The organism is Clostridium subterminale, assembly GCF_039521425.1.
GTDB classification, from domain to species: domain Bacteria; phylum Bacillota; class Clostridia; order Clostridiales; family Clostridiaceae; genus Clostridium_J; species Clostridium_J subterminale.
Genome location: NZ_BAAACI010000001.1, coordinates 269,131 through 293,827 on the forward strand (window position 1 = coordinate 269,131; position 24,697 = coordinate 293,827).

General features: G+C 28.4%; 20 protein-coding genes. 15 read left to right on the forward strand and 5 right to left on the reverse strand.

Features of this window, described 5'->3' with window-relative positions; all coding sequences use genetic code 11:
* Positions 1-161: 161 nt before the first annotated feature.
* The 5 genes from ABDZ93_RS01520 (at position 162) to ppaX (ending at position 6,239) form a co-directional block, all read left to right on the forward strand.
* A complete protein-coding gene (locus ABDZ93_RS01520; RefSeq protein WP_343822984.1) occupies positions 162-1,154 on the forward strand; it encodes a WG repeat-containing protein in 993 nt (330 codons plus the stop codon).
* 292 nt (positions 1,155-1,446) lie between these two features.
* On the forward strand, positions 1,447-2,388 hold the full coding sequence (locus ABDZ93_RS01525; protein WP_343822985.1) for a dipeptidase: 942 nt from the start codon (positions 1,447-1,449) through the stop codon (positions 2,386-2,388).
* 97 nt (positions 2,389-2,485) lie between these two features.
* Positions 2,486-4,747, forward strand: a complete 2,262-nt coding sequence (locus tag ABDZ93_RS01530) for a VIT and vWA domain-containing protein (protein WP_343822986.1) — start codon at positions 2,486-2,488, stop codon at positions 4,745-4,747.
* A 124-nt stretch (positions 4,748-4,871) separates the two neighbouring features.
* Complete coding sequence (locus ABDZ93_RS01535) at positions 4,872-5,603, forward strand: hypothetical protein (RefSeq protein ID WP_343822988.1); 732 nt, start codon at positions 4,872-4,874, stop codon at positions 5,601-5,603.
* 6 nt (positions 5,604-5,609) lie between these two features.
* Entirely contained in the window at positions 5,610-6,239 is a 630-nt protein-coding gene (gene ppaX / locus ABDZ93_RS01540) for a pyrophosphatase PpaX (protein WP_343822990.1), read from the forward strand.
* 277 nt (positions 6,240-6,516) lie between these two features.
* Here the strand turns inward: ppaX and ABDZ93_RS01545 are convergent, their stop codons facing one another.
* Positions 6,517-7,773 (reverse strand): D-alanyl-D-alanine carboxypeptidase family protein, encoded by a 1,257-nt coding sequence (locus ABDZ93_RS01545; protein ID WP_343822992.1) that lies wholly within the window; start codon positions 7,771-7,773, stop codon positions 6,517-6,519.
* 176 nt (positions 7,774-7,949) lie between these two features.
* Here ABDZ93_RS01545 and ABDZ93_RS01550 point away from each other — a divergent pair, with 176 nt between their 5' ends.
* From ABDZ93_RS01550 to ABDZ93_RS01560, 3 genes are all read left to right on the forward strand, one after another.
* Positions 7,950-8,561 (forward strand): NUDIX hydrolase, encoded by a 612-nt coding sequence (locus tag ABDZ93_RS01550; protein ID WP_343822994.1) that lies wholly within the window; start codon positions 7,950-7,952, stop codon positions 8,559-8,561.
* A 61-nt stretch (positions 8,562-8,622) separates the two neighbouring features.
* A complete protein-coding gene (locus ABDZ93_RS01555) occupies positions 8,623-9,222 on the forward strand; it encodes a hypothetical protein (protein WP_343822996.1) in 600 nt (199 codons plus the stop codon).
* A 185-nt stretch (positions 9,223-9,407) separates the two neighbouring features.
* Positions 9,408-9,629: a hypothetical protein gene (locus tag ABDZ93_RS01560; protein ID WP_343824497.1), complete on the forward strand. Its 222-nt coding sequence runs from the start codon at positions 9,408-9,410 to the stop codon at positions 9,627-9,629.
* A 150-nt stretch (positions 9,630-9,779) separates the two neighbouring features.
* Here the strand turns inward: ABDZ93_RS01560 and ABDZ93_RS01565 are convergent, their stop codons facing one another.
* Together ABDZ93_RS01565 and ABDZ93_RS01570 are read right to left on the reverse strand one after the other, a co-directional pair.
* Positions 9,780-10,157 carry a hypothetical protein gene (locus ABDZ93_RS01565; RefSeq protein ID WP_343822998.1) on the reverse strand — a complete coding sequence of 126 codons (378 nt, stop codon included), beginning with the start codon at positions 10,155-10,157 and terminating at the stop codon, positions 9,780-9,782.
* A 35-nt stretch (positions 10,158-10,192) separates the two neighbouring features.
* Positions 10,193-11,671: a nicotinate phosphoribosyltransferase gene (locus ABDZ93_RS01570; protein WP_343822999.1), complete on the reverse strand. Its 1,479-nt coding sequence runs from the start codon at positions 11,669-11,671 to the stop codon at positions 10,193-10,195.
* Between the two features lie 169 nt (positions 11,672-11,840).
* Here ABDZ93_RS01570 and ABDZ93_RS01575 point away from each other — a divergent pair, with 169 nt between their 5' ends.
* Together ABDZ93_RS01575 and ABDZ93_RS01580 are read left to right on the forward strand one after the other, a co-directional pair.
* Positions 11,841-13,856, forward strand: a complete 2,016-nt coding sequence (locus tag ABDZ93_RS01575) for an ATP-dependent helicase (RefSeq protein ID WP_343823001.1) — start codon at positions 11,841-11,843, stop codon at positions 13,854-13,856.
* Positions 13,857-14,030: 174 nt separating this feature from the next.
* Positions 14,031-14,246 (forward strand): hypothetical protein, encoded by a 216-nt coding sequence (locus ABDZ93_RS01580; RefSeq protein WP_343823003.1) that lies wholly within the window; start codon positions 14,031-14,033, stop codon positions 14,244-14,246.
* Between the two features lie 245 nt (positions 14,247-14,491).
* On the opposite strand, the gene ABDZ93_RS01585 is transcribed toward ABDZ93_RS01580, so the two are convergent.
* Positions 14,492-15,034: a hypothetical protein gene (locus tag ABDZ93_RS01585; protein WP_343823005.1), complete on the reverse strand. Its 543-nt coding sequence runs from the start codon at positions 15,032-15,034 to the stop codon at positions 14,492-14,494.
* Positions 15,035-15,574: 540 nt separating this feature from the next.
* Between ABDZ93_RS01585 and ABDZ93_RS01590 the strand changes: the two genes are divergently transcribed.
* The 5 genes from ABDZ93_RS01590 (at position 15,575) to ABDZ93_RS01610 (ending at position 22,968) form a co-directional block, all read left to right on the forward strand.
* Positions 15,575-16,321 carry a polysaccharide deacetylase family protein gene (locus tag ABDZ93_RS01590; RefSeq protein WP_343823006.1) on the forward strand — a complete coding sequence of 249 codons (747 nt, stop codon included), beginning with the start codon at positions 15,575-15,577 and terminating at the stop codon, positions 16,319-16,321.
* Positions 16,322-16,557: 236 nt separating this feature from the next.
* Positions 16,558-18,519, forward strand: a complete 1,962-nt coding sequence (locus tag ABDZ93_RS01595) for a cell wall-binding repeat-containing protein (protein ID WP_343823007.1) — start codon at positions 16,558-16,560, stop codon at positions 18,517-18,519.
* A 647-nt stretch (positions 18,520-19,166) separates the two neighbouring features.
* The gene (locus tag ABDZ93_RS01600; protein ID WP_343823008.1) at positions 19,167-20,351 is read left to right on the forward strand and encodes a M20 metallopeptidase family protein; all 1,185 of its coding nucleotides are present in this window, start codon (positions 19,167-19,169) and stop codon (positions 20,349-20,351) included.
* Between the two features lie 22 nt (positions 20,352-20,373).
* Positions 20,374-21,330 (forward strand): RluA family pseudouridine synthase, encoded by a 957-nt coding sequence (locus tag ABDZ93_RS01605; protein ID WP_343823010.1) that lies wholly within the window; start codon positions 20,374-20,376, stop codon positions 21,328-21,330.
* 12 nt (positions 21,331-21,342) lie between these two features.
* Positions 21,343-22,968, forward strand: a complete 1,626-nt coding sequence (locus ABDZ93_RS01610) for a putative polysaccharide biosynthesis protein (protein WP_343823011.1) — start codon at positions 21,343-21,345, stop codon at positions 22,966-22,968.
* Positions 22,969-23,049: 81 nt separating this feature from the next.
* Here ABDZ93_RS01610 and spoVB read toward each other — a convergent pair whose 3' ends face one another.
* The gene (gene spoVB, locus ABDZ93_RS01615; protein WP_343823013.1) at positions 23,050-24,552 is read right to left on the reverse strand and encodes a stage V sporulation protein B; all 1,503 of its coding nucleotides are present in this window, start codon (positions 24,550-24,552) and stop codon (positions 23,050-23,052) included.
* Positions 24,553-24,697 lie beyond the last annotated feature (145 nt).

The following is a 24,697-nucleotide window of genomic DNA, read 5'->3' on the forward strand; positions in this document are numbered from 1 at the left end:
TTAAATAGAGATTGTATTAATAATATATAAGGTGTGAAATAATAATGGCTAAATAGTTAAATCTATAGAAAAGTTTATCTTCAATTAAGATAATATAAGACTTTTTATTCGTATAAATGGTATAATATTCATATACTAAATAAGCAAAGGAGAAAAAGATTATGAAAATGTATCCCGTTGAATTGGATGAAAAATATGGTTATATAGATGAAAATGGAAAAACTATAATTCCTTTTATTTTTGATTTTGCCGATGAATTTGAGGATGAAATGGGCTTTGTAGAGGTAGATGGATTATGTGGCTTTGTAGATAGAGAAGGAGATTTCATAATAAATCCTAAATATCATGATATAAATTATTTTAATGAAGGTATGGCTTTAGTAGAGTTAAACCATAAATATGGATATATAGACTTAACTGGTAATGAGATAATACCAATAAAATATGAAGAAGGGAAAGGATTTACTGAAGGACTTGCAGCAGTAAAAGTATTAGGAAAGTGGGGATATGTTAATAAAGATGGTAAGATGATAATATCTCCAACCTTTGATGAAGCTAATGAATTTGAAGAAAATGGTCTAGCTATAGTTAGAAAAGGTGATAACTATGGATATATAAATTTAGAAGGTCAGTGCATTAGTGGTTTTATATATGAATATGCTAACAATTTTAATGAAGGTTTGGCTAATGTAGGCTTAAAGGGAAAAAATATATACGTGAATGAAAGTTTTAATATAAAAATAGAAGGAAACTTTGATTTTACTAATGAATTTCTTAATGGTCTTGCAGCTGTATCTATAGATAATATATGGGGATATATTAATATAAATGGTGAGTTTGTAATTGAAAGAAAATACAGCTGGGCAGATAATTTTAATACTGAATATGCAGCAGTTTCCATAGAAGATAAATATGGATTTATAGATAAAAAAGGAAACATAGTAATACCTATAGAGTATGATAATGTCCTTGAGTATAGTGAAGGTGTATTTTCCGTAGAAATTAATGAAAAGTGGGGCTTTGTAGATTTAAAAGGTAATGTAATAATAGAACCTAAATTTGATGAAGTAGATAACTTTTATAATGGAATATGTAAGGTTATAATAGATGAAAAAGAAGGATATATAAATAAAGAAGGTGAATTTATAATATAATAGATATAGATTTATATTATTTATCCGATGACTACCAGCTCTTTACCCCCATCTTCTTCAAAGTGGGAGTAAAGAGTGGCTACGTCCCTGGATAACGATTTTTCTTAAAGGACAACGACTTCTAAGTATCGAAAATACTGATACTTAGAAGTCTGTTAGTAAGCTTTAATGGGAGTATAAAACTCCCTCTGAAGCAAAGAACTCTGTTTATATTATATATTTACGGTAAGAAATAACTTACTAATTGGTAATTTAATAGAAGATATAGTCTTAGAATTAAGGGGGAAATAATATGAGTATAATTGATTTACATTGTGATACGATTTGTCATTTAATAGATAATAAGGATATGGAATTAAAGAAAAATAATTTAGCTATTGATCTAGAAAAACTAATAAAAGTGAATTCATTAGCACAGTTTTTTGCCTTATTTATTGATCTTAATGAGCATCCTAAGGCATTTAATAGAGCTATGGATATGTTAAATAAATTTTATGAAGAGCTAGAAAAAAACAATCATGAAATAAGTGTAGCAAAAAATTATGAAGATTTAGAAGTAAATAAGGAGGAGGATAAGATATCAGCTTTCTTGACTATAGAGGAAGGTGAAGCTATAGAAGGCTCTCTTAAGAATTTAAGAAATTTTTATGATTTAGGAGTAAGGCTTATGACTTTAACCTGGAATTATGAAAATAACATAGGTTATCCAAACTGTAAAGAAGAGTTTAGAAATAAGGGGTTAAAAACCTTTGGATTAGAAACCGTTGAAGAAATGAATAAGTTAGGTATGATTATTGATGTTTCCCACCTATCCGATGGAGGTTTCTATGATGTGGCAAGATATAGCAAGAAACCTTTTGTAGCATCTCATTCAAACAGTAGGTCTATGTGTAATCACAGTAGAAACTTAACTGATGATATGATTAGAACTCTTAGTGAAAAGGGTGGTGTAACTGGAATTAACTTTGAAAAATCTTTCTTAATAGAAGGTGGAAGTAAAAGTGCTGTTAAAGACATGGTTAAACATATAAATCATATTTATAATGTAGGTGGTATAGATGTAATATCCCTTGGTAGTGATTTTGATGGAATAAATCCTAAAAATTTAGAAATTAGTAATATTGGAGAAATAGATAAACTTATAACAGCATTACAAAAAGAAGGATTTCATGAAGGGAATATAGAAAAAATATTATATAAAAATGCTTTAAGAGTAATAAAAGAAGTTCTCTAGTATAAAAAAATTTATAGAAATTTTAATATTAAATCATATAAATTTTAGAATTTCATAATAGAATATTTATAGGATATACAAGAAAAGGAGTGAGGTTATGGAATATGAAAAGTTGCAAAATGATATTTCTACGGGAGAAATATTGTTAAAAAAAGTAGATATAGAAGGTAATATTTGTGGAGAGTTTGTTGAATTTACAATAAGCCATGTTTATGAAAATATAGGTGAAAATGATGTGAAGGGGATTTATACCTTCCCTATACCAGATACAGCTGTTATATCAGGTTTTGAAACTAATATAGGTGGAAGAGTTATAAAAGGTAAAGTAGAAGATAAAAAAGGAATAGAAAAGATATATGAGAATATTGGAGAAGATTCAGGAAGCAAACTTTTATTAGAAGAGCTAAATAAAAATTATTTTAAGATGTCCATTGGAACAATTTTAAAAGGTGAAACTGTAGTTGTGAAAATTTCCTATATTGAAGAGCTTGTATATGAACATTCTAAGCTAAAATTAATCATACCTAAGATTGTGCTTCCAGAAAACCCATATAATGAATGTAAGAATCAACAAGAAAACTATAAGCTATCTTTAAATCTACTAGTAGAAACCTTTGAAAGTGCTAAATTTTCTTGTAATACCCACAAAATAGAAGTAGAAGAAGATGATGATGAAAGCAATTTATACAAGATAACTCTTGAAGATGAGAATCAACTCCTTGATAATGCTATGACAATTTACTTAGAGGAAATTTCAAGTGAAACTAGTGGAATTATATATGAAAATTATAGTGAAGACAATGGAATTGTATATTTAAGATTTCTACCTGAAATTGAAGAGGATGTAGAAGAAAAAAGTGGAAACTATATATTCCTTATCGATATATCTGAATCTATGGAAGGAGATAAGTTAAAAGAGGCTAAAACAGCTTTACACTTATGTCTTAGAAATTTATATAAAGGTGATACTTTTAACATAGTTGCTATGGGTGACACATTAAAGCAATTTTCTGAAAGTAGAAGAGTTGAGTTTAATGAGGAGAATCTAAAGGAAGCATCTAAGTGGATAGATAAGTTATCTTGTGAAAATGATGCTAACATATTTGATGGAATAAAATATGCCTTTTTAAATGAGGATAAAGGTGAAGAAAATAATATTATTTTATTTACTGATGATGTAGTTGATGATGAGAAAGATATCCTTGATTATATAGAAAAAACTTGTGCTGGAAGTAGAATCTTCCCTTTTGGAATAGATGCATCTGTTAATACTTACTTTATAAACAAAATAGCAAGAATTACTTTTGGAAAAGCAGAATTTATTAATAGAAGTATTAGAATTGAAGATGTAATCTTAAATCAATTTAATAGAATAAGAGGTTTACAAATAACGGATATTCAAATTGATTGGGGTGGAATGAAAGTTGAGAAAACTTATCCTAGAACTATAGAATATATGTATGATGGAGAACCATTTTCAATATTTGCTAAGGTAGATGGAGAGCTAGAAGGTATCGTTACCCTTAATGGTATGGTTGGAGATAGAAGAATACAACGAAGAATAGTTCTAACTAAATTAGACTTAGAAGTTAATGCCAATTTAATTGAAAAGGTTTGGTATAAAAAGAGAATAGAATCTTTAGAAAATAGAGTTGTATATGAACGTGGAGAAGTTCATGAATCTATGAAAAATAAGATAATAGAGTTATCTACTGACATTGGGATTATAAGTGATGAAACTTCCTTTATTCTAATAGAGGAAATTTATGAACCTGTATTAGGCGGAGTTATGAGGAAATTCTTACCAGTTAACATAGATTTTAACAAGGGAGATACTAATATAATCTCTCCAAAATTCTATTATAGTCAAAGTTTAGATGAATTAGAATTAGATAATTTAAATGATGAGGGCATAGATAAATCAGAATTCTTACGTATTCTGGCAACACAACAATTAGCTAGTGGTGCCTTTGGTAAATCTGTAGAAGATGATAAATTAGATAAGGTTATATATACTGGTAGAAGTATAGTGTCTTTTACTATCCACGGTGAAGGCATAGAAATATATAAAAATCTGCTAACTAAAGCTGTAGTATATCTTGTGGAAAATTATGAGGAATTTGTAGATAATAAAGATGTTCTAATCTTGACATATCTCGCTTTTAGGTCTTTTGCAGATAAGGTAATAGTTAAAGATAATAAAAAGATAAGACTTTTAAATGCAATAAATTCCTTAGAAAATCTTATTAATGAACAAAATATTGATATAAGTAAGATTAATGAGAACATATTAAGAGGTATAGAAGACTCAAAAGAGAAAGATCAATTAAGTAGGCTTATATATAAATCAATAAAATAATAAAGTTGGGCTGTCTCAAAATTATATATATATTAAAATCAATGTTGAGCATGCAATAGTATTAAAGTGCATGCTCAGCATTTTTGATGAATAAAATTTATTCAAGGAAGGTAGTACATACTTAATGAATGAATCTACGGTTAACATAAGTGATAAAGAAAATATGAGAAGTTTTATAAAGAAAGATTTTTGCATAAGGCATAAAATTAATATGCTTAACTCTATAGATATTTTAACATTGAAAAACATTTCTAATTTAATAGATATATACGATTATTATGTTTTAAGAGGATATTTAGTGAAAACTATACCAGAAGGTATTAAATTATCCATCTCTAATAGAATGACTTCAAGTGGTGGAAAAACTATTTTTTCCAAAAGAGGAAGAGAACATACCTATGAGATTAGAATAAGTAATAGAGTCATGGAAAGATTTATAGAAGATAATAGAAGTAAAATTGTATGTGGAGTAGAAGCTAATGATGCACTAGAAGCTCTTATGCTTATTTTAGAGCATGAGCTTTGCCATGTTATAGAATTTAATGAATATGAAATATCTAATTGTAGAGGTGAAAGATTTAAGAATATATCCTATAATTTATTTGGACATACAAGTAGTTATCATGAAATATTAAAAGGTAAAGATGCCTTTAATAAAACCATAAATAACTCATTTGTTAAAGGACAAGTTGTTCAATTTAAATACAAAGGCATATTATATGAAGGAATAATTAGTAATATTAATAAAAGAGCTACAGTGATGGTTAAGGATATAAATGGTGCATATAGAGATAACCATGGATTTAGTTATTCAAAGTGGTACATACCGCTAAAATTACTTATAAATAAGGAGTAGAAAGATATGATTAAAGCAATACTATTTGACCTAGATGGTACAATAATAGATACCAATGAATTAATATTAACTTCCTTTAATTATGTATTAAATAATTATTTAGGATTAAATATAGGAAAGGAGGAAATTGTAGAATCCTTTGGTATACCACTTAAAGATGTAATGAGTGAATATGATAAAGAGAGAGCTGAGGAATTAGTTGATGAATACATAAGATACTGTCTTAATTGCCATGATAAATACATAAAATCTTATGATCACGTGGAAGATGGACTATTAAAGCTAAAAGATAAAGGATTAAAATTAGCAATAGTTACATCTAAAAAAAGGGGAACGGCTTTAAGAGGACTTAATTGTTTTGACTTAGAGAAATATTTCGATGTAATAATTACTCCAGAAGATAGTAGAAAACATAAACCAGATGGTGAACCAGTGTTAAAAGCTTGTGAAGTCCTAAAGGTTAACCCTAATGAAACTATAATGGTAGGGGATAGCCATAATGATATTTTATGTGGAAAAAATGCAGGTTCTAAAACTTGCTTAGTAAATTATACAGCTTTAAATGTAGAAAAAATAAAAACACATAATCCTGATTTTATAATAGATAAGATAGAAGACCTTATTGATTTAATTTAGGCGTTTACCTAATTATTATGAAATATATATATTATTTTAAAAATGAAAAAAGTAATCATAAGTATTATTGTCATAATTGACAATAATAAAACCCCAAAACCTAAACTCAAAATTTAAACTAAAACTAAAACTACTATAATCCATAGAAAATAAAGAAATAACCAGCTAAATATTTAAACAATATCCTATATGGAAAAATATAGGATATGCATTATGACTTATATCCATATAAAAAAAGATTCCCTATGTAAATATTAACTATAGGGAATCTTTAAAATTATCTATATATACGTCTTCTTTTCTTTTTACGTTTTTTATTTATTTTAGAAACTATTAGTGTTACTAACGCTGCTAATATTATTAATACTAATAAAGCTAATAAATAATAAAGAACATTGCTTTTAATTATATCCATATTGGATATTCCAGAATATATATCATATTGTTTTTCATATCCCTTTACGGCAACAGTTGCTTTACCAATTGATTTATCTTTACTTAATGTCCATATATTTATCTTTCCTGGCTGAGAAATAAATTCTGGCTCTATATCTGTAGGATATAATGAAATATCTTCATGAATAGTAACTGGAATTTTAATTGCTTTCTTAGGTCCTATAAGAGGCAAAATATTATACTCCATAGTAACTTCTGATACTTGAGAGCCCTTAGCTTTAAAAATTTCTTTTTGTGCATTAAAGCCATAGTTAGCTAGGTTTTTAGTATCTTCAAATACTTGAGTGTCCACTGGAAAATTATACTCTGAACCTAATACAACGGTTGCAACAGTGTGTCCATTTCTTTGATATAAAGCTGCTAAGCATCTTCCAGACTTTTCTGTATAACCAGTTTTTCCACCAATATTTCCATCTACACCTATAAGTTTATTTCTATTTTCAACTATTGATGAAGGTCCTTTAGTTGATTTTACTTCTGATTCCTTTTTAGACATAGTTTCTCTAATCCACTCATTACTGTAAACTGCATCTAACAATAAGGCTAAATCGTATGCTGTTGTATAGTGATCATCAGTATTATCATCAAGACCATTAGGTGTTACAAAATTAGTATTAGTCATACCTAAGGCTTTAGCTTTTTCATTCATCATGTCAATGAATTTATCCTTAGTTCCACCAACATTTTCAGCTATCATATAAGCAATATCATTACCTGAATAAAGAAGTAGTATGTCCATAGCATCTTTAGCAGTAAATGTATCACCAGGAGTTACTGGATGAACATTAAGTCCATAAGAATATGGAGCTTCCTTTAAAGCTGCAGCTGGATAAGTAAGTAAATCGGTTTCACTCTTATTTTCAGCTAATAGTAAAGCGGTCATCAGCTTAGTAATACTGGCTGGTTGTTTCTTTTCATCGATATTTTTAGAATAGATTATTTCCTTTGTTTCTAAATCCATAACAATAGCTGAAGTACCAACAATCTCAGGTTGACTTTCTGCTAACGCTATAGTTGAGAAAGAAAAGGTAAACACTAAAGTAAAAAACATCCATAATGCTAAAATTCTCTTTTTCACAAGTCATCTCTCCAATTATTATATTTTAGAATTAATTAAGTCCTATCTAGTATAACATTTACTGTATTTTTCAACAAGGACAAAGAAAAAATATGTTATTAATAATATGTTATATTTTTATTATCAAATATTGTGGTATGCTATATATAAGATATTTTTAAAGGAGCAGTGAACTTATGACAAATATAAATATTGATAGGATAAATGATATCTTTAGTGATAGGAAGTCTAAATCTATACAACCTATGAAAAAAACAGCGGTAATGATTCTTTTAGAGGTTATAGATGAGGATATTTATATAATTTTCCAAGTAAGAGCTAAAAAGTTACGTAGTCAACCTGGAGATATTTGTCTACCTGGCGGAAAGGTTGAAGAGGGAGAAACTTTTAAAGAAGCTGCAATAAGAGAGACCATGGAGGAGATGAATATTAAAAAAGAAGAATTTGAGGTTATTGGTGAAATGGATTATTTTATATCGCCTTATAACATGATAATGCGTCCATATATAGCTAAACTAAATACTAGTAATATTAATTTTAATACAAGTGAAGTTGATCATATATTTAAGGTACCAATAAATTTTTTTATTGGCACAGAACCATTACTATATAAAATGGATATAGGACCAATTAATCAAGATGAATTTCCCTTTCATTTAATAAATGGAGGTAAGGATTATAAATTTTCAAAGGGGGTATTAGAGGAATATTTTTATCAGTGGAATAATTATGTGATTTGGGGATTTACAGCTCATATTATAAAATCTTTTATTGATATCATAAAATAGTAATTACATCCATATATATAAATAAAGCAAAGATTTAACTACCTTAGGAGGTGTAATATGTATGGTAAATAGAACTTCTGTCAGCATATTAATACAAGATATGATGAATAAGCTTGAGGAAATTGGTATTCACAGTATTCTTGTCAGATCTAAGGAGGAAGCTAAAAATTTTATTATGTATCATATTGATATTGGAACTCAGGTAAAAATGGATGATTGTTTAGAGTTAAATGATTTAAACTTAGAAAAAGCTATTACAGAAAAGGGAGGTACCATATTAAATAATAAAGTAGAGGACTTAGAACTCAAAGAAGGCAAAAAAAGACGATCTACTATTTCTGAATTAGATTTATATGGTTGCAGTCACATATTGGACGAGTTTACTGAATTTACTCATTATACTACTGAGAATAATGACTTATTAAGTTGTATTGATGGAATAAAAACAATAGCAGTCATTAATATAGATTCAAATGATATATTTTATAATAAGCTACTTCCTATATATAATAAATTAATGGATATTGATAGTGAAAAGATTGTTAATCTCAAGGCAAATATTTCTCAAAAAGACGATAATGATATGGATTCCCATAAAATCCAAAGAAATATAAGACAAAAAAATCTGAATATTGACATAAGTATAGTATTCATAGAATAAAAGCTCTAGAACTTTCATATCAAATGGCATATTACTACTAATTTTTACAAAAGATTATAGTTGTATTTTAAAATAATCCAAAAATTCTTAAATATAAAAAACCCTGCAATAAATCCACTAAAAATACTTTATTTTGTGAAAATTCTCATTTATAATTTAGGTTATTAAATGTGTATTTATTGGGGGTGTTGTGCTTGGTTAAGTGTGATTTTTTGTCAACTTATGATGAGTATGTAGAATGTTCAAAGGATTGTGCCCTATATAATTGGGCAGAAAATAATAATAAGTGCCCCTTTAAAGAGCTTAGTAGTAAGGGGAGTAAAGTGAAGAGTCTCTATGACTATGATTTGTACAGGGAGGATAAGTCGTTACCTATATCTCTTTTATATAAAGACAACTACTTATAATTGAATTATTTTTTATTATAAGTTATATTGACACATAGTGTCTATATAAAGAGCGAATCATATTAAACTAATATATAAGTGTGTTGTTAAGTATATAATTCAATAAACATAGAAATCTCCTAGCCTAGGCTAGGAGATTTTACTTATGAACTACTTTGATTTTAAACTACATCCTGAACACGATGTACATCCCTTTGATTTTGACCCACATCCACTACATCCTTTAGATTTATTGGTAGATGAAGGTGTTGCCTTTAGATATAAAGAATCTTTCTTCAGTACAATAACTATTTCATTAAAATTATTGGATAAATTCTCGTTATAGCCAATATTTAGCCCATGTATATCTTCAGTAATATTATAATTAATGATATTATCTAAAATTATATCAACCTTAGAATTTTTACAACACCCACTATTTTCAGGTTCCTTTAATGCTATGCAATCATATTCATTATGAAACTCTAATAGGTTACTAATAAAATCAAAGGCATCATTAGAAATTTTTATTTTAATCTTATTATTCAATAGATATCATACCTTTCATATATAGTCTATTGATATTATTCTTCATATATTGAAGAGTATTCGTGTAATAATGATTCTTTTAAATTCCATAAATTTTTAGATAAATCTACATAATATTGATGTGGATTTTGTAATCTTCTTATCTCTGACCATAAACTAGCTTTTTCCTTAATACAAAACTCTCTTATATCCATTACCGAAGGACTTTCATAAGTACATTTACCTTGATCAAAAATTTGTACCATAAGATTTTTTATATTATAATTTTTAATACTTTTTCTTTTCCAAGTATAATTAGGATCAAATAATTGTAAAGGCTTATTGCTATCAAATTTTTCATCATTTAAAGCAATTAGGTCTGCTATAGCTTTATTAGTTTTCTTATCATAAACTCTATAAAGAGACTTAAAGCCTGGGTTTGTGATTTTTTCTACATTTTCACTAATCTTAATTTTAGGAATAATAGTTCCACTTTTTTCAATAGCAACAAGTTTATATACTCCACCAAATACAGGTTCACTTCTTGCAGTAATTAATCTTTCTCCAACACCGAAACTATCGATTTTAGCACCATTATCAAGAACAGCTTTAATTATAAATTCGTCTAGAGAGTTAGAAATAGTTATTTTTACATCCCCATAACCAGCTTCATCTAGCATTTTTCTAGTTTCAATAGAAAGATAAGCAATATCACCACTATCTATTCTAATAGCCTTAGGTCTTTTACCCATAGGTTTTAAAATTTCATCAAATACCTTTATAGCATTTGGAATACCTGATTTTAGAACATTATATGTATCTACTAAAAGTACCGTATTATCTGGATAAGTTTTAGCCCATGCTGCAAAAGCTTCATATTCGCTATCGAAAAGCTGAATCCAAGAGTGAGCCATAGTTCCAGTTACAGGTACATTAAATAATTCATCTGCCATAGTACAAGCAGTAGCATTGCAGCCACCAATAATTGCAGCTCTAGCTCCATATAGTGCACCATCATAACCCTGAGCTCGTCTAGAACCAAATTCCATAACAGGTCTACCACTAGCAGCTTCACAAATTCTAGCAGCTTTAGTCGCAATTAGAGTTTGATGATTTATTGTTAGTAGTATCATAGTTTCTATAAACTGAGCTTCCATTACTGGACCTCTTACCGTTACAAGTGGTTCATTAGGGAATACTGGAGTCCCTTCTGGAATAGCCCATACATCACAACTAAACTTAAAGTTAGCTAAATAATTTAAAAATTCTTCACTAAATATAGCTTTACTTCTTAGATATTCTATATCTTCATCAGTAAACTTAAGATTAGTTAAATATTCAATCAATTGTTGAACTCCTGCCATTATGCAGTAGCCACCACCATCAGGAATCTTCCTAAAAAACATGTCAAAATAAGCTATGGTATCATCTGCTTCAGTATTTAAATAACCATTAGCCATTGTAAGCTCATAAAAATCTACTAACATAGTAAGATTTCTTTGGCTTCTTAGGTCAAGTCTAGTAATTGTATCCATTTTTAGTTCTCCTTACTTATATAAACCATAAAATTTTATAAATTCTCCATGGGTTAACATTTACATCTTATATATCGTACCATAAGAAAACTTTCATTTCTATAGTATATGGACAAATAATATGGTAATATTATTAAATTGAAAGTATATAAAAGGAAAGATCTATATTATGATAAAAAACAAAAATAACAATTTAAGTGAAGAACAGTTAACAGCTATTAACTGTACAGATGAAAATATAATAGTAAGTGCAGGTCCTGGAAGTGGGAAAACTGTAGTTATTGTAAATAGAGTTTATGAGCTTATAAATCATAAAAATATATCTCCAAGAAATATAGTTGTAATAACCTTTACTAAGGCTGCAGCAACTAATATGAGAAATAGGTTTCTAGCCATTGATAAAAACAAGGTAAGTCCTTTCTTTGGAACTTTTCATGGACTTTGCTATAAAATATTAAAGTCCTATTATGGAAATATTAATATAATAGAGTCCTTTGAAAGTTATAGAGTAGTTAAAAACTTTTTAACTGCCTATGTAGAAGACGTAAGTGATGATAGAGTTAAGGAATACGTAAATGCCATATCCATCTATAAATGCAAGGGAGAATATAATAGAGATGGAAATAATCAAATAGATAACGAGCTTTTAAAAAATTGTGTTAATTTCTATGAATCCTATAAAAAAGAAAAGTCCCTCCTTGACTTTGAAGATCTACAATTAATGTGTAGAGATTTGTTTATTAAGAATAATGCCATATTAAATTCATATCAAAATCAATTTAAACATATATTAGTTGATGAATTTCAAGATAGTGATGATGTGCAAGTGGAGATATTAAAGCTTTTAAATAAAGAAAACAACTTGTTTGTAGTTGGTGATGAAGATCAATGCATCTATAGTTTTAGAGGAGCTAATCCGTCCTACATAGTAAACTTTAAAGAAATATTTATAAATGGTAAAACTTTATACCTATCTACAAATTATAGATCAAAGAAGAATATAGTAAGATTATCTATGAAATCTATAAAAAATAATAAGATTAGAACCTCAAAGGATATTAAGTCAAATAAAATTGATGACGGTATAATAAAGGTTCAAGGAGTTCGTGATGAAACAGCTCAAGGTATATATATAAGTGATTATATTCTCAAATTGAAGGAAACTGAAGATTATAACTTCAATAACTTTGCAGTGCTTTATAGAACTAATATAGAAAGTAGAAGTATAATTGATAGTTTTATCAGAAAGAGAATACCATTCACTTTATTAGATAGACAATATAACTTTTTCTCTCATTTCATATGTGAAGATATATTAGCTTATTTAAAATTAAGCATCTATCCTCTAAACATGGATAGCTTTAATAGAATAATAAATAAACCCTTTAGGTATATAAGCAAAAATAGTATAGAAGAAGTGAAAAAGAGTACTGGTTTAGGAAGTACCTTTACTAAATTAAAAAATTTAGAGAGTACCCCTGTGTTTCAATTAAAGATATTAGATAAACTTGAAAGGGATATTTCTAGCTTAAATAGAATGTCACTTCCTTCTGCCGTAGATTTTATAATAGGGGACTTGATGTACCATAAACATCTAGTGGAATATGCACAGAAATATAAATTATCTATAGAAGATTTAGAAAATGTACTAAATGAGTTTAAAGAAAGTGTAAAGGGCTTTAAAACCATTAAAGAATTCTTGGAACATGTCAATACTGTAGAAGAGGAAACTAAGAAAGCTAGCTCCAGAAATAAAGATAAAAATGAAGGTGTGATTCTTAGTACTATCCACGGTGTGAAAGGAATGGAATTTGATACGGTATTCATGATTAACACTGTAGATGGAGCTATTCCCTATAAAAACAATGACATAGAGGAAGAAAGAAGACTATTTTATGTAGGAGTTACTAGAGCTATTAATAATGTAATATTTCTTTTTCCTCAGTTTATAAGAGGTGAAAAGAAAAATAAATCTCAATTTCTATGTGAGTGTGAACTAGAAGGAGAAATGCTAGAAAGAATTAAATTTAAGGTTGGAACAGCTGTTTCACACAGGTTCTATGGAATAGGAACTATAACAGCCTTAAAAGAAAGTAATATCTCTATTAAGTTTTCTGATTTGGAGAGAAAATTTGACTTTGATGTCCTTGTAGCCAATGGGCTTATAGAGGTTTTTAAAGAATAGGGGAAATGCAAATCGCTCCATTCATTGTAAAGATTAGATGAATGGAGCGATTTTTTATGTCAAAGTTTAAATTAAAGACAATAATAGGTGACAGAAATGCAAAAAACTATTAAAGAGTGTTATTAAGAGTACATAGATAAGTTTTATGAATTTAAAGACATAGTGAATGTTCAATTGAAAACAGAACAAGATATTAAAGAATCTATATCACTAGGTAGGTTATTGGTTTTCGGAGTATTTGTATTGGGTATGAAAAGAAAATCAAAAATCATATCTCAAAATTATATGGTTATGAGAATAAAAGAAAATAACGAAGAAATTGATTTAATTTTTCAAACAGAGGAGTATTATAATTTAATAAATTTAATTTCACAAAGACTAGATAAATAGGGAGAAGTAGTGAATTCTAGTGGAAGTTTGGTACTTAATTATACACATTCTCATTAAAGAAAAAATATGTCTATAAAAATTTTACAAAACTAAATGTTTAAAAATTGTACATAAAGGGTAGGCAAATATGTATGTATGTGCTGAATATTTATGGTATAACACGCAAATGTAGAAAAACTACATAACCAAGAAGCAAAGCCTTTAGTGGCTCTAAACAGTATTATGCTTATTCGGTAAGTGTGTTATTAATCCACTATCTTAAACGTAAATACAACGGGGTTTACAATATTTTCGCTAAGAGGAGACACATCAACTGACTTAATCTTCAGTTTTATTCCTAATGCTTTTTGGTATTCATACAAACGCCCACCTGCGCATCTTTCAAAATATGTTTCAATTGATGCCGGAAATCGAAACATTCCTTTTGGTGCATGCTTGTAGTATCCATGGTTACAGGCAAAAGTGACTGTGATTGTATTATCATCATTCAAAACGGCTGTTCTGCCAAAGGCATTTGTAAATAGTTCCATCCTTTCGGCAAGGGGCTTGTCAACGTGTTTAAGTGCGAAGGCTTTGCGTTCTTTATCGTACCCAGTACCGCTACAACTTCCATTTTGCTCGTATAGCCGGAAGCGTTGCTCCTTGGCGAGATGTTCTTCCATCGCTTTTATAAATTTTTCATCACATTCGTCTCCTTTATATGTTTGAACAATGTGCTCAAACAAAGACAATATATCATCAGGAATTTTGTTTTTACGCATTCGCATAATCTTCAGCATAGTTTTCATTTGCATAGCCCCCCTCTTTAATATCCATAACAAGATAATATAAAATTTTTCGTTACATCTTAAAATTAGTATATCATACCAAATATTTCTTTTCTACAGTTTAAATAAATGACGGGTGTTTTTAGTGAGTTAGAACATAACATGATAAGTCAAAGAGTTAAATCTGGAGTGGATAATGCTAGATCAAAAAGAAAAATACTGGGTAGATTACAACTAACACTGGATAAAGTACTATAGAAAATAAAAGAACACTATGAGTTATATATCAATGGAAATATTAGCAAGACAGATTATGCAAATATGTGTAATGTTAGTAGACCTATATTACACAAATATATTAAAGCAATAAAAGACGAATAATAAAATGACTATGCAAGCTAAGAGGAGTTATAAGAAACTTCTCTTTTTTATTATAAAATATTAGTTTTAATTTATAAAGGAATATGTTTCCACTTATTTTAATCAATATTAAGGTGAAAATATTTAATATGAAATAATATCTTTAAAAATTAATTTTAAGAAAAAGAGGAGATATATAATATGAATTTTAAAGGAACTTACATATCTATATATAAAACATCAGTAGTAATTTTTTTAATAATAAGTTGTTTGATTTTTACATGTAGTAATAGTGTAAAAGCAGATTCTTTAGATATAAAAGAGGAGACAGATAACAAGATAATATATTTAACTTTTGATGATGGCCCTAGTATAATGACAGATAAGGTTTTAGATACATTAAAAGAATATGATGTAAAAGCTACTTTCTTCTTAATTGGGAATCAAATAGCAAACCAAGAGACTGTGGTTAAGCGAATATATAATGAAGGTCATGGCATAGGACTTCATACATTTACTCATAACTACAAAAGTATATATTCATGTAATAAAAATTTTATAGAAGAAATGTTAAAATGTCAAAATGAAATTTATAATGTTGTTGGCATTAAGCCAAATATCATAAGGTTTCCTTGGGGAAGTAGTAAAAAATTAAATAAAGAATTTTTGAACATGCTTCATAAAAACAATTTTAAAATATATGATTGGAATGCATTTATGTCTGACGGTGTTAATTATAAAACATCTCCTGATAAATTGTATCGAGAAGCAACAAAAACAAATGTTACAAAACATCCAATAATCTTATTAATGCATTGTGATTATGTGCATAAAAATACATGTATAGCACTTCCAAGGGTGATAGAATACTATAAAGAAAAGGGTTATGAATTTAGAGCTATTACAGAAGATATGCCTGAATATACTTTTCCAATTAAATCAAAATAAATTTATTCTATAATAATAGGATAAGTTTACGTATTTTATTTCAAATTTTGTGAGTGACATATTAAGCCAATAAGAAGAGGATTTAAAATTTGAAAAAGTATACTGGTAGTATAATTACAGTTAGTTTATTAATAGAGTACATTTGCACCTAGTTATCAATTAAATTTATAAAATATTCATATATCTAAAGTATAGCTATAGAAAACGTTTACAAAATAATATAGAGGGGTGGGTTAATGAACAAAATTAGAAGAAAAAAGAAAACTAAAAGTTTTGTTTTGTTTCTTATTGTAATTTCAATATTTTTAACATTAATAAAAAGGTTCTCTCCTACTATTTTTAATAATTGTAATGAAATATCAAGTACTGACACTAAGATTGATGTAACAGTCACGTCTAAGGATATATTTAATAATATTAGGGTGTATGGTACCTCTAATATTGATACATCCATAAAAATAGCTAAATCCGCACTTGATACATCTGAAAATGTAATAATGGTAAGTGATGAAAATCCCTTAGAAGGTTATATTGCCCTTCCACTTTCTAACATGTATGATGCACCAATTCTTTTAAATGGGAGTGAAAATCTAGATAGGAATGTAAAAGAAGAAATTCGAGATTTAAAGGCTAGCAAAATAATAATTATAGGTGATGAAACCACTATATCTAGTAAGGTAGAAGAGCAACTAATTAATGAAGGTTTAATAGTAGATAGAATTGAAGGAATAAATCTTACATATGTTTCCATTAATATAGCAAATAAAGTTGGTAATAGTGATAAATACTTTATAGTAACAGAGGAAAATCTAAGTGATGTAATGGTTGTAGGTTCTATTGCTGCAAGTGAGCAAATTCCAATAATAATACTTCAAGATGATTATTCACAAATCTATAAGTTTCTAAAATCCAAAGAAAAAATATCCTGTTATTTTATAGGTAAAAATAATGCTTTTTATGACACTTATTCTGATTTAAATTTACAAATAATAAATACAAAAGATATTTATAAAGCTAATTACAATATTCTAACAGAGAACAAAAATAACTTAGATTTTTCTATACTTATGATTGCTTCTCCAGAGAATCCAGCAAGTATACTTTGTGGGGGAGCCATATGTTGTAATTTTAATTATCCATTGATTTTTGCACACAAAGATAATCTGTATCCATATATGGAGCAATTTTTAGTAAGCAACGTAGGTAATATAGAAAAAATCTTTGCAATAGGAGATACGAGTCTCATAAGTGATGATTTACTTACTCCTGAATATCTTGGAAAGACGTTTTATAATGCTGAAAAGCCCTTATCAACACCAACTTATGATAATAGTAATCAAGCAGTGCATCCTAAGGTTATATACATGGAAAACGGATGGAATGGATACAAATATTGGATGGGAATTACTCCATATCCTAATGGCAATGACAAATATGAAAACCCACAGATATTAGTTAGCAATGATGGATTAAACTATAAAGCTTTAGAAGGATGTAAAAATCCTTTAGATATACCTATTGATGTAAATCATGGAGGACATTATTCTGATATAACCCTATGTCTTGTTAATAATGTAATGGAGGTATACTTTAGATATAATCCTGGAAAACAAGATGGCAGTGGGCCTAATAATAAAGTAAATATGATATACAGGGTGAAAAGTGCAGATGGTAAAATTTGGAGTAACAAAGAGTTGATGTTGAGTCAAGATACCTTTAATCAAACTTATAATTATGTATGTCCTATAATTATTTATAGTGATAATAAATATAAATTATGGTTTTCAAATTATAGTCAGAATTTATATTATACTGAAACTACTGATTGGAAAAATTTCGACAAAGTGATGAAGTGTAATTTCAAAAATAAACCTTCAAATTTTAACTTATGGCATCATGACATAATAGAGACAGACCTAGGCTATGAACTTGTAATTAATGGATACACTGATGGAGACTTTTCAAAGCAAGGATTGTATTATACTCTTTCTAAAGATGGAATTAATTTTTCATTATTTAAGAAAATACTAGATGTAAATCCAAATTACTTTGCTTTTGATAATAAAACCTTATATAAATCTAGTTTAGTAAAGTTAAAAGATAGATATTTGCTATTCTATTCTGCAAAAAATAAAAATGGAAAATGGAGAATAGGATTAGCTCAAAATAGAAATTTACTAATGAATATTGATAATTAGAAGTTTTAAAGAAAAATATAATAAAAATATATTAGAGATTTTAGGATAAATACTAAAATCTCTTTTGCAAGGTTATTTTCCAGTAAAACATTAATAAACTGTATATCAATAATTTAAACTACAAGGATGTGAATAAAATGAATTCGGCAAATATTGGGATTGCAATAGATGAATTTAACTTTTTAATATATAGGTAATAGACGATTTTGAAATGAGAATAAAAATTTTATGGGTAGCAGATGGGTATTTGATTACGATTCAAAATATGGTAAGCCTCATCAAAGCTGCACTATGACTATAACTAGTTATATAGTTTAATATTTATATATTTCAATATTTGTATATGTCTATATTTAATTAGTTTCCTAGGGGAAATTATCCATAGTCATATAGATAAAATGGTACATATATTCATAGTCATAGACTAAAATAAGGATTAGCAAATTAATAGGCATTTTTTCAAGTAATGACTCATCAACTTCTACTAGACTGAAACATATTTCACTATAATATTGAAAGGAAAGCTTTTCTGTTATATAATGGTTTAAAGTACAATATAGTTAAGACTTCTCTTTATATAGACTTCAAGTCTATTATTTTTTTGTATATTTGTATATACTATATAATTATTAGTAAGGAGGTTTCAGATGAACTTTATCCAGGAAGCTAAAAAAATAAGTGAAGAATTAATTCATATAAGAAGAGAATTTCATAAAAATCCTGAGTTAGATTTTGATTTATATAAAACTTCAGATAGAATAAAAAATTTCTTAAGAAATGAAAACATAGAATTTTATTCTTGCGCAGGTACAGGCGTTGTAGCTACTATCTACGGAGAAGGGGATAATAGTAATGGAAAAACTATAGCTATAAGATGTGATATGGATGCACTACCTCTTGAAGAAAAAAATAGTCACTGCTATGCTTCTAAGATTATTGGGAAAATGCATGCCTGTGGTCATGATGCCCATATGACCATGGTACTAGGATCAGCTAAACTTTTAAATAACCATAGAAAAGAACTAGAAGGAAATATAAAGTTTATTTTTGAACCCGCTGAAGAAACTACTGGTGGCGCTAGAATTATGATAGAAGAAGGAGCATTAGAAACTCCTCATGTGGATGCAATAATTGGATGTCATGTTGATGAAAATCTCGCTGTGGGAACTATTGGACTTAAGCAAGGGGTAGCCTATGCTGCTTCTAACCCTTTTTCCATAACAATCTATGGTAAGGGTGCTCACGGTGCAAGTCCTCACAAAGGTATAGACCCTATAGTAATTACAGCTCAGGTTATAAATGCTTTACAGCTATTAGTAAGTAGAGAGACTAGTCCAGTATCATCAGCAGTAATAACAATAGGAACTATAAATGGAGGTACAGCAGCCAATATTATACCGGATAAGATTACTATAACTGGTATAATTAGAACTATGAACCTAGAAGATAGAGAATATATGAAAAATAGATTAAAAGAAGTTGTAACCATGCAGGTAGAAAGTTTAAGAGGCACCTGTGAAATTACAATTGATGAGAGCTATCCATGTTTATATAACGACGATAATATGTATAATATATTTTATGATAATAGTGTATCGCTATTAGGGAAAGATAAGGTTAAAATATTAAGAGAGCCTACTATGGGTGTAGAAAGTTTTGCATATTTTTCACTTAAGGTTCCAGCTATGTTTTATCAATTAGGATGTGGAAACCCTGAAAAAGGAATAATATATCCTCTGCATAGCAGTAAATTTGACATAGATGAGGAATGTCTACAAGTAGGAGTTGCAGTTCATTGTAATATGGCTGTAAACTATCTTAAAAAACTATAAGAAATAGATATTGGAGGACAATATGAATAATATACAGATAGGTGCAAATGAATCAGGTCAAAGATGTGATAAATTCCTTAGAAAGTTACTGAAGGATGTACCTTTAAGTGCTATATATAAGGCTTTTAGAAAAGGTGACATTAGAGTAAATGGTAAAAAAATTAAAGAGCAGTATGTTTTAGAAGAGGGAGACACCATAGAAATAAGATATATTAAAACTAGTGGTGAAAAAAAGAAATTTGAAAGAATAGAAAATAATCTTAAAATTACCTATGAAGATGAAAATATACTTATGGTAGAAAAGTGGCCTAATTTATTAGTACACAGTGACACAAAGAATGGAGAACCAACTTTAACAGACTATGTGTTATCATATCTATATGACAAGGGTGATTATGAACCCGAAAAAGAAGTAACTTTTACTCCTGCTCCATGCAATAGATTAGATAGAAATACCTCTGGGGTGGTTATATTCGGCAAAAATTTCAAATATCTAAAAGCTCTTAATGAAGCTATAAGAGAAAGAAGTATTGAAAAGTACTATATGGCTCTTGTCCAAGGAAGAATAAAGGACGGAATTTATAAAGGATATATCTTAAAAAATGAAGATGCAAACATTTCTAAGGTATATATGGCTGAAGTTCTAAACAGTAAAGAAATTGCTATGGAAGTTAAGACCATTCAAAGCTGTGGTACTTTTTCCCTGATAGAAATTAATTTACTTACTGGAAGAAGCCATCAGTTAAGAGCTCATTTATCAGAACTTGGGAATCCTATAGTTGGAGATTCTAAATATGGAGATAAAAAGCTTAATAGCTTCTTTGTAAATAGGTATGGTTTAGATTATCAATTCTTATATGCATATAAAGTAATATTTAAATCAAACTCAGATGAGCTTGAATATATGAAAAATAAAACTATAGCAGAATCTTTACCACCAGTATTAAAGAAGATAAAGAATGATGTGTTTAAGTTTTAATGGAGGGGTAATATGAATGACAGAACTGAGGGGGCTCAGCACTCTGTAGCTAAAGGCTTTATGGTACTCACCATATCTATGATGTCTGTAAAGGTGTTATCCGTAATTTATACACCTTTGCTAAGACAGATTTTAGGTGCAACAGGTTGGGGAGTATATTCTTCTACATATACAATTTTTACTTATATATACACTATAGCTAATGCAGGTATACCTGTAGCCATTGCAAAGTTAGTATCAGAACTTGAAGCTAAGGGAAACTACAGAGATGCAGTAAAAACCTTTAGAGCATCTAGAACTTTGCTTATACTATTAGGAATTGTCCTATCTGTATTTATGTTTTTATGGTCCGAACCTTTAAGTATGATTTTTAATAGTCCTGAATCAATACTAGCTACTAGATGGCTTGCACCAGCACTATTATTTACATCAGTAATGAGTGCATACAAAGGATATTTTCAAGGTATAGGAAATATGACTACCACTGCAGTATCTCAAGTAGGGGAACAAATTCTAAATATAATATTCAGTTTATTATTTGCATATCTACTTATGGGAAGAGGGGTATCTTATGGAGCAGCTGGAGGTACTATAGGTACAGTAGTAGGTGCTGTTGGAGCAGCTTTATACTTTGTATTAGTATATAAAAGACATTCATCTAATCACATTCATAAAAAGAACGAACCTGGAGTTAATAGACTGAGCAATAAACGTATTGTTAAATCCATACTAAAGTATGCATTTCCAATAACCATAGCTTCTGCACTGCAGAACTCTGGAACTCTAGTAGACTTAAAAATTGTAAAGTCCAGACTTTTATCTACAGGATTAACTCAAAAAATAGTAGATACCCAATGGGGTTATTTAACTCTCTACAATACTCTGATATCAATTCCCATGGCTATTATTGGCGCTTTAGCTATTGCTCTAGTTCCTGCTATATCTAGGGTTCATGCTTTAGACAATAAGAAAGGTCTTAGGTTTAATATTAAATCTTCTTATAGAGTTGCTTTTATGATAGCTATACCTTGTGCTGTGGGATTAGGAGTTTTATCAATGCCTATTTTAAGAATCCTTGGCTATGATAAAGAAGTAGCACCACTATTAATATGGGGATCTTGGGTTTTAGTCCTATATGCTATCACTTTAGTTCAAACTTCCATTTTACAGGGAATGGGTAAGGTAAACATAGTAACTATCTTTTCTGTAATTGGGATATTAGCTAAAATTGTTGTAAATTATGTACTAGTAGCCATGCCTTCCTTTGGAATCTTGGGAGCTATTTGGGGTAATGCTGCCTGTTATTTAATAATGCTTTTATTATTCCAATGGCAAATAAATGACTCTATAGATGGTAGAATACACTTAATACCTTGTTACATAAAACCTTTAATAGCTGGATTAGCCATGGGAATAGTAACATTTTTCTCATATAAAGTATTTAATGGAATCCTAGGGTTAATTTTTAGTGGATATATATTAAATTTATTTGCAGCAGTGATAAGTATAGCACTATCAGCTGGAGCCTATGGTTTAGTATTAGTATCCATAGGTGGTGTTAAAAAATCTGATTTAAATTCTTTGCCAAATAAAATTACAAAATTAATACCTAGAAGAGTATATAGAAAATTTAAATAGAGATTACCTAATTATTTTAAAATGGAACCTATGACTTGGGATCTTGAAAAGATGCTAAGTCATAAGTTCCATTTTATTTTTCTATGAGGATTTTCGAATTAAAAAACTTGATATAAAAAACAAAGAAAATGCAACTCCAATAATAGTTATAATCTTTGTAATGATTAAAGTATTAGGAAGTATAGAATTTATTATGGTTGTTACTAAATATATTAGAGCAGTCAATAATGCTATAATTACCATTTCTCCTATAGGAAAAGATAACTCTATTACTTGTCCAATATAGTACAGGTTTATTAAAAGGCCTATAATAGAGGTTACAATTAAAGAAATTCCATATCCATATATATTTATGCCAGGAATACCTATAAGTATAAATATTAGAGCTAACTCAATTAAAGCTGTAGCAATGGAACTTATAAGTATAACCTTTTGTTTCCCTATACCATTTAAAATACTATAAGTACAATAGTGACAATACATAAATGGAGCTGCAAGGGAAGCTATCTTTATAAAACTACCTAAGTCATTTCTATCAAAGAACACTTCACCTAATAGATTAGGACATACAAAGCAAATAATTACTGTGGAAACGCCTAGCATAAAACAAATTTTGATAACTTCATTTACTCTAGCATTTATATTAGAAAAATCCCTTTGACTGATTTTTTTAGATATATCTGGAATTATTACAGTGGATAAAGAAACAACTATAACTAATGGAAAGTACACAATGGCAAGGGCCATACCATTAAATTTACCAATTATCTCCAAAGCACCTATATGATCAAAACCAGCTGCAACTAACCTAATAGGAACTAGTAGAGTAGATACACTTTGTAGTGCTGTAGTTAAGAAGCCATTTATAGCTAGAGGAACAGCAATAATTAATATGTTAAATAATAATTGAAAGCTATTATCTGTTCTTACACTATTAGTATAAGGTATCTTTTTAATACTTCTTTTATAGAAAATATATAGAAATACAAAGCTTATTATTTCACCGATAGTAAATGAAAGATAAGTAGCTGCAACTGTATTTTCAATAGTTTTTAGAGAAAAATAATAAATTACCCCTACTAATATAACCATTCTAACAGCTTTTTCTAATATATCTACAACTGATGGGGTAATTACCTGACTTACTCCATAGAAATAGCCTTTATATACACAAGATATAGCAATAAAAACAATAGCAGGAGAAGCTATCCATAAGGATCGAATTGCTCTTGGGTCTTTAATAATATAATTGCAAATTATTGGACTAAGTATAAACATAATACCTGCTATAAAAATTGACCAAAGTACTATAAAAACTAAGGAAGCATTAACGGTTTTATGTAAATCTTCATATCTACTGGTACCTAGATAGGCAGAAGTTTCTCTTGAAATTGCAGCAATTATTCCTCCACATACTAAACAACAAAATAAATCATATATAGGCATTATCAAACCATAAAGTCCAACACCTTCTGGCCCTAACTGCCTTGAGAGTATAATAGAAAACATAAATCTTAAAACGCCCATGGCTAAATTAGAAAGAGTCAATACAAAGGTATCTCTATAAAAAGTATCTTTACTCATCTTTATTACCTCCAATTAATATAATAATACTTATGAAGGTAAACTAAGGATTATTCTCTAACCATATATTTTTATCATTTATTTAACTAAATGTAATTTAATGAAGAATATTTAAATATATATTAGTGTAAATCATTATTTAATT

Coding starts and splice junctions, on each gene's coding strand:
- ABDZ93_RS01520 (WP_343822984.1), top strand. CDS start 162: ATGAAAATGTATCCCGTTGAATTGGATGAAAAATATGGTTATATAGAT.
- ABDZ93_RS01525 (WP_343822985.1), top strand. CDS start 1,447: ATGAGTATAATTGATTTACATTGTGATACGATTTGTCATTTAATAGAT.
- ABDZ93_RS01530 (WP_343822986.1), top strand. CDS start 2,486: ATGGAATATGAAAAGTTGCAAAATGATATTTCTACGGGAGAAATATTG.
- ABDZ93_RS01535 (WP_343822988.1), top strand. CDS start 4,872: ATGAATGAATCTACGGTTAACATAAGTGATAAAGAAAATATGAGAAGT.
- ppaX (WP_343822990.1), top strand. CDS start 5,610: ATGATTAAAGCAATACTATTTGACCTAGATGGTACAATAATAGATACC.
- ABDZ93_RS01550 (WP_343822994.1), top strand. CDS start 7,950: ATGACAAATATAAATATTGATAGGATAAATGATATCTTTAGTGATAGG.
- ABDZ93_RS01555 (WP_343822996.1), top strand. CDS start 8,623: ATGGTAAATAGAACTTCTGTCAGCATATTAATACAAGATATGATGAAT.
- ABDZ93_RS01570 (WP_343822999.1), bottom strand. CDS start 11,671: ATGGATACAATTACTAGACTTGACCTAAGAAGCCAAAGAAATCTTACT.
- ABDZ93_RS01575 (WP_343823001.1), top strand. CDS start 11,841: ATGATAAAAAACAAAAATAACAATTTAAGTGAAGAACAGTTAACAGCT.
- ABDZ93_RS01585 (WP_343823005.1), bottom strand. CDS start 15,034: ATGAAAACTATGCTGAAGATTATGCGAATGCGTAAAAACAAAATTCCT.
- ABDZ93_RS01590 (WP_343823006.1), top strand. CDS start 15,575: ATGAATTTTAAAGGAACTTACATATCTATATATAAAACATCAGTAGTA.
- ABDZ93_RS01595 (WP_343823007.1), top strand. CDS start 16,558: ATGAACAAAATTAGAAGAAAAAAGAAAACTAAAAGTTTTGTTTTGTTT.
- ABDZ93_RS01600 (WP_343823008.1), top strand. CDS start 19,167: ATGAACTTTATCCAGGAAGCTAAAAAAATAAGTGAAGAATTAATTCAT.
- ABDZ93_RS01605 (WP_343823010.1), top strand. CDS start 20,374: ATGAATAATATACAGATAGGTGCAAATGAATCAGGTCAAAGATGTGAT.
- ABDZ93_RS01610 (WP_343823011.1), top strand. CDS start 21,343: ATGAATGACAGAACTGAGGGGGCTCAGCACTCTGTAGCTAAAGGCTTT.
- spoVB (WP_343823013.1), bottom strand. CDS start 24,552: ATGAGTAAAGATACTTTTTATAGAGATACCTTTGTATTGACTCTTTCT.